Below are 8284 nucleotides of genomic sequence, written 5' to 3'. Positions count from 1 at the left end.
TTGAAGCAGTCCGCACCTTGCGCGATCAGGCGCTTCAGGTGGCCCTGGTACCAGGCCTTGGCGGCCGGGTTCGTGAAGTCCACGATGGCCATGCCGGGTTGCCACTGGTCGGTCTGGAAGGTCAGCCCGTTGGTTCTCTTGATGAAGTAGCCGTGCTTCACGCCTTCAGCGAACAGCGGCGACTTCTGCGCCACATACGGGTTGATCCAGAGGCTGATCTTGAGGCCCTTGGCGTGCAGGCGCTTGAGCATCGCCTCGGGCTCGGGAAAGCCACGCGGGTCCCAGGCGAAGTCGCACCACTGGAACTCGCGCATCCAGAAGCAGTCGAAGTGRAACACCGMCAGCGGCAGCTCGCGGCGCGCCATCTCGTCGATGAAGTGGGTGGCGGTGGCCTCGTCRTATTGCGTGGTGAACGAGGTCGTCATCCACAGGCCGAAGCTCCAGGCCGGGGGCAGCGGKGCGCGGCCTGTCAGCGCTGTCAGTCGGCCSACGACGTCCTTGGGCGTGGGGCCGGCAATGACGCAGTAGTCCAGGCTCTCGCCYTCGCGGCTGAACTGCACGCGGGCGACCTTCTCCGAGCCGACCTCGAAGGACACCGGGCCGGCCTCGTTGACGAGCACGCCGTAGCCGCGGTTGGTCAGCTCGCGGCTGAACTGCACGCGGGCGACCTTCTCCGAGCCGACCTCGAAGGACACCGGGCCGGCCTCGTTGACGAGCACGCCGTAGCCGCGGTTGGTCAGGTAAAAGGGCACGCTCTTGTAGGCCTGCTCGCAGGCGGTGCCGCCGTCCTTGTTGGTGTTCTCGACGATCTGGCCGTTCTTGACCCAGGGCGTGAAGCGYTCGCCCAGGCCGTAGACGTTCTCGCCCACGCCCAGCGACAGCTGGTCGTGGACGTGGTGGCGCACCAGGCCGTCCTTGCCGGCCCACTGGATGAAGCCCAGGCCGCGCCAGTCGCTCTTGGTCAGSAYGCGGTCGCCTTCGCGGAAGGTCAGGCTCCAGCCKTCGCCCTTCTTGACGTCGACAGAAATCGCGCCCGAGGTCAGCGTGGCCTGGGTGTCGCCGTTGTCGATCTGCACTGGATGCTTGCCAGCGCCGGGCATGGGGATGTGCAGGCGCGGCGCGCTCGACGCGGCGTAGTGCTCGACGCTGACGCGGACGACGCCGGGCARCGGCGAGCTCAGCGTCACGGTCAGCGTGGGGCCCTGCAGCGTGTCGCCGCGGTGCTTGATGGGGCGGGTCGTGGCGAGCACGACCAGGCGGTCTTCGTGGACTTCGATCGCATAGGCCTCGGCCGCGTAATGTGCGGCCACGCCCGGCTGATGCATCCACTGTCCGTCAGTGAACTTCATGNCATGGGGATGTGCAGGCGCGGCGCGCTCGACGCGGCGTAGTGCTCGACGCTGACGCGGACGACGCCGGGTAACGGCGAGCTCAGCGTCACGGTCAGCGTGGGGCCTTGCAGCGTGTCGCCGCGGTGCTTGATGGGGCGGGTCGTGGCGAGCACGACCAGGCGGTCTTCGTGGACTTCGATCGCATAGGCCTCGGCCGCGTAATGTGCGGCCACGCCCGGCTGATGCATCCACTGTCCGTCAGTGAACTTCATGCTTCTTGATTCCTTGTTGTCTCCGGTCGGCCGGCATTGCATTTGGTCAGACCGAAGTCAAGCATACAACATGCCCGGTCTTACCAAACAAACGGACAAACAAGTCGCAAGGCGAAACAACCGACAGGCCGTTCGCCGCCCCGCCCTCAGTGCAGATCGCACGAAAGCCACGCGTTGACGCCCTCTCGGCGCAGGTACCGCATCGTTCCATGCCCGCAATGCATAGGGTTAACCCTTGTTGATATGGTGAAAACCCTAAGATGCGATCCGTCAACAACGAAGAAAGGGAAACAAATGGAACTGCTGATCGTGACTTTGGTGCTGGCGACGCTGGCGATCGTGGGTCAACTGGGCGACGCCGTGAGTGGCCAGTACAACAGCAAGCGCGACTGAAGTCGCACTGAAACGGGCATGTGAACCGCGTGCCGCAACCGCTCAAGGGCTGCTTCTGCAGCCCTTTTGCTTTTCGGCGCCTATCCACCAATATGAAATCCATATAGCCGCTGGCAAAGATTCGATATTTCAGAACTAGCAGCCCCTCCTAAGCTTTCGGCCGTTCCTGCACCAGTCATGGCCCCATGAGAATCACCAAGCTGACGACCTACCGCCTCGCCCCGCGGTGGATGTTCCTGAAAATCGACACCGATGCCGGCATCAGCGGCTGGGGCGAGCCCGTCATCGAAGGCAAGGCGCGCAGCGTCGAAGCTGCCGTGCATGAGTTCGAGCCCTATCTGATCGGGCAAGACGCCTCCCGCATCAACGACCTCTGGCAGGTCATGTATCGCGGTGGTTTCTACCGCGGTGGCGCCATCCTGATGAGCGCCATCGCCGGCATCGACCAGGCGCTGTGGGACATCAAAGGCAAGGCCCTGGGCGCACCGGTGCACCAGCTGCTCGGCGGCTTGGTACGCGACAAGATGAAGGTGTATTCCTGGGTCGGCGGTGACCGGCCGGCCGATGTCATCCGCGACATCAAGCGGCTGCGCGAAGGGGGCTTCGACACCTTCAAGATGAACGGCTCCGAGGAGATGGGCCTCATCGACAGCGCCCGCAAGGTCGACGAAGCCGTGGCCCGCATCGCCGAGATCCGCGAAGCCTTTGGCCACGACATCGAGTTTGGCATCGACTTCCACGGCCGCATCGGCGCACCGATGGCCAAGGTCATGCTGAAAGCGCTGGAACCCTACCGGCCGCTGTTCGTCGAAGAGCCCGTGCTGGCCGAGCAGGACGAAACCTATGCCCGTCTGGCTGAGCACACCGCCATCCCGTTGGCGGCCGGCGAGCGCATGTATTCGCGTTTCGAGTTCAAGCGCGTCTTCCAGGCCGGTGGCCTGTCGATCGTGCAGCCGGATCTTTCTCACGCCGGCGGTATCACCGAGTGCCACAAGATCGCTGCGATGGCCGAAGCCTACGACGTGGCCTTCGCGCCGCATTGCCCGCTGGGGCCCATTGCGCTGGCCGCCTGCCTGCACGTCGACTTCGTGTCGCACAACGCGGTGCTGCAGGAACAGAGCATGGGCATCCACTACAACCAGGGTGGCGAGTTGCTCGACTACGTGCTGAACAAGGAAGACTTCCACATCGAGAACGGCTACATGAAGCCGTTGACCAAGCCCGGCCTGGGTGTGGTGGTCGACGAGGAAAAGGTCATCGAGGCCAGCAAGACGGCGCCGGACTGGCGCAACCCGCTGTGGCGCCACGCTGACGGGAGCGTCGCCGAATGGTGATCGACGGCGGCCGCCTCATCGCGCTCGACTGGGGCAGCACGCGGCTGCGCGCCTTCCTGCTGGGCGCCGACGGTGCCGTGCTGGCGACGCGCCAATCCGAGCAGGGCGCCTCGACGCTGGCCGGCGCAGACGCCTTCGCCCAGGCGCTGGCCGCCGTGACCAACGGCTGGCCCGAGCTGCCGATGCTCGCCTGCGGCATGGTCGGCAGCCAGCATGGCTGGCGCGAAGCGCCCTATGCGCCCTGCCCGGCCGACGCCGCCGCGCTGGCTCGCCAGGCATTGCAGGTCGATGCCAGGTTCTGGATCGTGCCCGGCCTGATGCATGACGGCGCCCAACCGGATGTCATGCGCGGCGAAGAGACCCAGATTGTTGGCGCCTTCGCCTTGCATCCCGAGCTGGCCGAACAGGCCTGCCTGGTGCTGCCTGGCACGCATTCGAAGTGGGCGCGCGTCGAGGCTGGCAGGGTGACGGGTTTTGCAACCCACATGACCGGCGAACTCTACGCACTGCTGCGCCAGCATTCCGTGCTCGCCCGCTTGATGCCAGCGGACGGCAGTTCAGCGCCCTCCTCCCAGGCGTTCCTGGCTGGCGTGGACGCAGCGCGCGAGGACGGGGCCCTGAGCCACCAGCTTTTTGCCGTGCGCACGCTGGGCCTCTTCAAGCGGTTGCCCGCAGAGCAGTTGCCCGACTACCTCTCGGGCCTGCTGATCGGCCACGAGATCGCCAACGAACTGAAGGCCGCCACGCCCGAGCGTCTGGCCCTCATCGGCGACACGGCGTTGTGCGCACGATATGCGCTCGCCCTCGGCCGTTTCGGCATGGACAAGCCGCTGCAACTCGACAACACCGCGCCCGCCGGCCTCTGGCGGCTGGCGCAAACCATGGGGCTTTGACATGCTCGACCAGGCACTGCAACAACTCCCCCTCGTCGCCATCCTGCGCGGCGTCAAGCCTGACGAAGTCGAGGCCATCGCCGACACCCTCTACGCCGAAGGCTTCCGCGTCATCGAGGTGCCCCTGAACTCGCCCCAGGCGCTGGACTCGATCGCCCGCCTCGCACGCCGCATGCCCAACGACGCGCTGATCGGCGCCGGCACTGTGCTCAGCGCCGACGCGGTGCGTGACGTGCAGATCGCCGGTGGCCGCCTCATCGTCATGCCGCATGCCGACGTCGCCGTCATCCGCGTGGCCAAGGCGCGTGGCCTGGCCTGCATTCCCGGCGCGGCCACGCCGACTGAAGCCTTTGCGGCCCTGCAGGCCGGCGCCGACGCGCTCAAGCTCTTCCCGGCCGAGCTGGTCACGCCGCCGGTGCTCAAGGCCATGCGTGCCGTGCTGCCGCGCGAGCTGAGCCTGCTGCCGGTGGGCGGCATCACACCCGAGACGATGGCCCCGTACAGGCAAGCGGGCGCCGCCGGCTTCGGGCTGGGCTCGGCGCTCTACAGCCCAGGCCTGACGGCGTCCGACGTGGCACCGCGGGCAAGAGCTTTCGTGCAGGCCTGGCGCGCGCTCTGACACGCGACAAAAAAAGATAACGACACCGGAGACCCCATGAACCGCACGCTCACGCTGTGCGCAGGCTTGGTGCTGCTCGCTCTTGGCCAGGCCAGCGCCGACACGCTGCTCAAGCTCGATGCCCGCGCCGCCGCTCCGGCGCCGACAACCGGCCACCTGCAGCTCGGCACGGCACGCTCGCCTCAGGGCCAGACGCTGGACGTCAACAGCCAGTACCTGCTGCGCGACGGCAAGCCTTGGCTGCCGGTCATGGGCGAGTACCACTACAGCCGCGCACCCGCCTCGCAATGGGATACCCAGCTGCGGCTGATGAAGGCCGCCGGCATCGACATCGTTGCGAGCTATGTGTTCTGGAACCACCACCAGGAGCAGCCCGGCGCCTTCAACTGGAAGGGCACCCACGACCTGCGCCGCTTCGTGCAACTGGCCCAGGCCGCCGGCTTGCAGGTCGTCGTCCGGCTGGGCCCCTGGGCGCACGGCGAGGCCCGCTACGGCGGCATTCCCGACTGGGTCGTCGACAAGATGCCCACGCGCGGCAACGACCCCGAGTACATGGGCCATGTCGAGCGCCTGTACGCCGAGATCGGCGTGCAGCTCAAGGGCCTGCTGTGGAAGGACGGCGGTCCGGTCGTCGGCGTGCAGCTGGAGAACGAATACAACGTCCGCGGCCCTGGCAAGGGCGAGGACCACATCAGCGCACTAAAGAAGCTCGCGCTGAAGGCCGGCATGGATGTGCCGCTCTACACCGTCACAGGCTGGGACGGCACCGTCTACCCGTCCGGCGAGGTCACCCCCGTCTTCGGTGGCTACCCGGATGAGCCCTGGGCCACCAGCACTCGGGAGCTGCCGCCCAAGGAGACGCACGCCTTCCGCTTCAACACCCGCGTCAGCGGCGATCTCGGCGCGCAGACCCAGTCGCACGCCCCTGGCACCGCCGAGACCGACAAGGACAAGGTGCCCTTCCTCGGCGCCGAATACGGCCCCGGCCTGCCAGCGATGTACCGCCGCCGCACGCTGGTGTCGCCTGACGACATCGCGGCCATGCTGCCCGTGCAGCTGGGCTCGGGCGTCAACCTGTTCGGCTACTACATGTTCCACGGCGGCCGCAACCCGGTCGGCGTGGGCGGCACCGGCCTGGAGGAAAGCACGCTCAGCGGCGGCTACAACGACACGCCACGCATCAGCTACGACTTCCAGGCGCCGCTGGGGCCTGACGGTCAGCAGCGCCCGGTACTGACCAAGCTGCGTCCCTTCCACTATTTCCTGCGCGAACACGGCGCCGCGCTGGCGACGATGACGGTACGCCAGCCCGAGCGCTCGCCGACCAACCCGGCCGACCTGCAGACGCCGCGCTGGTCCGTGCGAAGCAAGGGCGACGCCGGCTTCCTGTTCTTCAACAACCATGTGCGCCAGTACGCCATGCCGGCGCAGGTCGGCGTGCGCTTCGAGCTGCAGCTGCCGGGTGGCACGGTGACGCTGCCGAGCACGCCGATCGACATTCCCAATGGCGCCTATTTCATCTGGCCCATCAACCTCGAGCTCGACGGCGTGATGCTGCGCCACGCGACGGCCCAGCCGGTCACGCGCCTCGACGCGGGCGCCCAGGGCATCGTCCATGTGTTCGCAACGACTGCCGGCGTCCCCGCAGAGTTCGCGCTGCCCGACGGCATCAGGACGCTGAAGCCGGACGCGAACCAGCTGCAGCGCATCGGCAGCCGCGACGGCCGCGCCGTCAGCGTGCTGCTGCTGGCGCCGGAACAGGTGGAGCAGTTGAACGTGCTGGAGATTGCCGGGCAGCGCCGGCTCGTTTTCAGCGAGCAGCAGGCCTGGGTGGCGGACGGCAAGCTGCAACTGCGCGGCATCGGGCCGCAGCCGCTTCGCGCCGCCGTCTTCCCTGCCCTGCCCGGGCCGCGTGCGGTCGGCCTGAAGGTCGGCCAGGACGGCCTGCTGCAACGCCTGGAGCTGGCGGGCGACAACGCCCAGCCGACGCTGCAGATCAGCCCCACCCGCCCGGCCCGGGCCGTGCCACCCGTGCTGAAGGGTGGCCTGGCCAAGGCGGCCGTGCAGCCTATTCCTGAGGCATTTGCAGCGGCGGCGACCTGGTCGCTGAAGCTGCCCCAGCCGCTGGCGCCGAACGCGGAGGACGTGCTGCTGGAACTGGACTTCGTCGGCGACATCGGCCGCGTCTTCGCCGGCAGCCGGATGCTGGACGACTGGTACTACAACGGCCAGCGCTGGCAGATCGGCCTGCGCCAGTTCGCGCTGCAGCCTGGTGCCGAATTGCAGCTCAGCGTGCTGCCGCTGCGCGGCGACGCGCCGGTCTACATCGACGCGGCCCATCGGCCCGCCTTCGCCGCCGGCCAGACGCAGGTCGCCGAATTGCGCGGCGCCCGGCTGCTGACGGTCAGGCGTGCAGCGATCGCGCCCTGAGTGACCGGTATTCCGAATCTGGATAGTTAAGCCCGGACATTCGATTTGTGCCGAATGGAACCGCTCCGTAACCTGGACTTCTGATGACATTGAACGGCGACCTTGAACTGACCTTGCCACAGGGCGCCCTTCTTGGTGAGGGCCTGCTCTGGCATGGCGGCCGCTGGTGGTGGACGGACATCGAGGCGGCGACCCTGTTTGCCTGGCAGCCGGGCGCGGCGGGACCGCTGTCATGTCGCCTGCCGGATCGCCTGGGCAGCTTCGCCCACTGCCGCTCGGGCCGCGTGTTGCTGGGCCTGGCCAAGCGCCTGGCTCTCGCGACGTTGGGCGACAACCTGGATCTTGGCCAGCTGCAGACCGCTGCCCCGGTCGACGCCGCCGAGCCGCGCACGCGCATCAACGACGGGCGCACCGACCGGCGCGGCAACTTCGTCTTCGGCACGATGAACGAGGCCCAGGAGCGCCGGCCCAAGTCCACGATCGCCAGCTTCTACCAATACTCCATGGCCCACGGCCTGCGCCGCCTGGCCTTGCCGGCGGTGGCGATTGCCAACAGCATCTGCTTCAGCCTGGACGGCCGCACGATGTACTTCTGCGACACGCTCTCCCAGCGCATCCAGCAGTGCGATTACGACGCCGACACCGCCCAGGTCGACAACGTCCGCCTGTTCACGGCGATGGACCGCGACGACGCCTGGCCCGATGGCTCGGTCGTCGATGCCGAAGGCTGCCTGTGGAACGCCCAATGGGGCGCCGGCCGCGTGGCACGTTACGACCCCGAGGGCCGGCTGATGGGCGTGTTGCGCGCCCCGGCCACTCACACCAGTTGCCCCGCCATCGGCGGTGAAGGCATGGACCAGCTGATGCTCACCACCGCCCGCACGGAGCTGAGCCGCGACGCTCTCGCCGCCCAGCCGCTGTCCGGCAGCCTGTTCGGCTTGCGTCTGCCCACGGCGCTGGGTGTGCCTGACGCCCTGTTTGAAGACTGATGAAAAACTAGGAGACAACGATG

Annotated in this window: 7 protein-coding genes; 5 read left to right on the top strand and 2 right to left on the bottom strand. The window is 67.5% G+C overall.

Annotated elements, in window-relative coordinates:
• Together ASC91_RS22915 and ASC91_RS22910 are read right to left on the bottom strand one after the other, a co-directional pair.
• Positions 1 to 1325: TIM-barrel domain-containing protein (locus ASC91_RS22915; RefSeq protein ID WP_235532066.1), on the bottom strand; the 1325-nt coding region annotated here is incomplete at its 3' end.
• A gap of 26 nt (positions 1326 to 1351) precedes the next feature.
• A partial coding sequence (locus tag ASC91_RS22910) for a hypothetical protein (RefSeq protein ID WP_235532065.1) occupies positions 1352 to 1603 on the bottom strand: 252 nt, incomplete at its 3' end.
• A 578-nt stretch (positions 1604 to 2181) separates the two neighbouring features.
• Between ASC91_RS22910 and dgoD the strand changes: the two genes are divergently transcribed.
• From dgoD to ASC91_RS22885, 5 genes are all read left to right on the top strand, one after another.
• Positions 2182 to 3330, top strand: a complete 1149-nt coding sequence (dgoD, locus tag ASC91_RS22905; protein WP_056202424.1) for a galactonate dehydratase — start codon at positions 2182 to 2184, stop codon at positions 3328 to 3330.
• Positions 3324 to 4223, top strand: coding sequence for a 2-dehydro-3-deoxygalactonokinase (locus ASC91_RS22900; RefSeq protein WP_056202421.1), 900 nt, complete (start codon positions 3324 to 3326; stop codon positions 4221 to 4223). The genes dgoD and ASC91_RS22900 overlap by 7 nt, the downstream gene beginning before the upstream one ends.
• A gap of 1 nt (position 4224) precedes the next feature.
• On the top strand, positions 4225 to 4842 hold the full coding sequence (locus tag ASC91_RS22895) for a 2-dehydro-3-deoxy-6-phosphogalactonate aldolase (protein WP_056202418.1): 618 nt from the start codon (positions 4225 to 4227) through the stop codon (positions 4840 to 4842).
• A gap of 36 nt (positions 4843 to 4878) precedes the next feature.
• On the top strand, positions 4879 to 7272 hold the full coding sequence (locus ASC91_RS22890; protein ID WP_056202416.1) for a beta-galactosidase: 2394 nt from the start codon (positions 4879 to 4881) through the stop codon (positions 7270 to 7272).
• 83 nt (positions 7273 to 7355) lie between these two features.
• Complete coding sequence (locus ASC91_RS22885; protein ID WP_082532932.1) at positions 7356 to 8261, top strand: SMP-30/gluconolactonase/LRE family protein; 906 nt, start codon at positions 7356 to 7358, stop codon at positions 8259 to 8261.
• The last annotated feature ends 23 nt before the right edge of the window (positions 8262 to 8284 follow it).

This window comes from Pelomonas sp. Root1237 (assembly GCF_001425055.1).
Taxonomy (GTDB): Bacteria; Pseudomonadota; Gammaproteobacteria; order Burkholderiales; family Burkholderiaceae_C; genus Pelomonas.
Note: the sequence above shows the minus strand (reverse complement) of the source record. Positions and strands in the feature narration are given on the sequence as shown.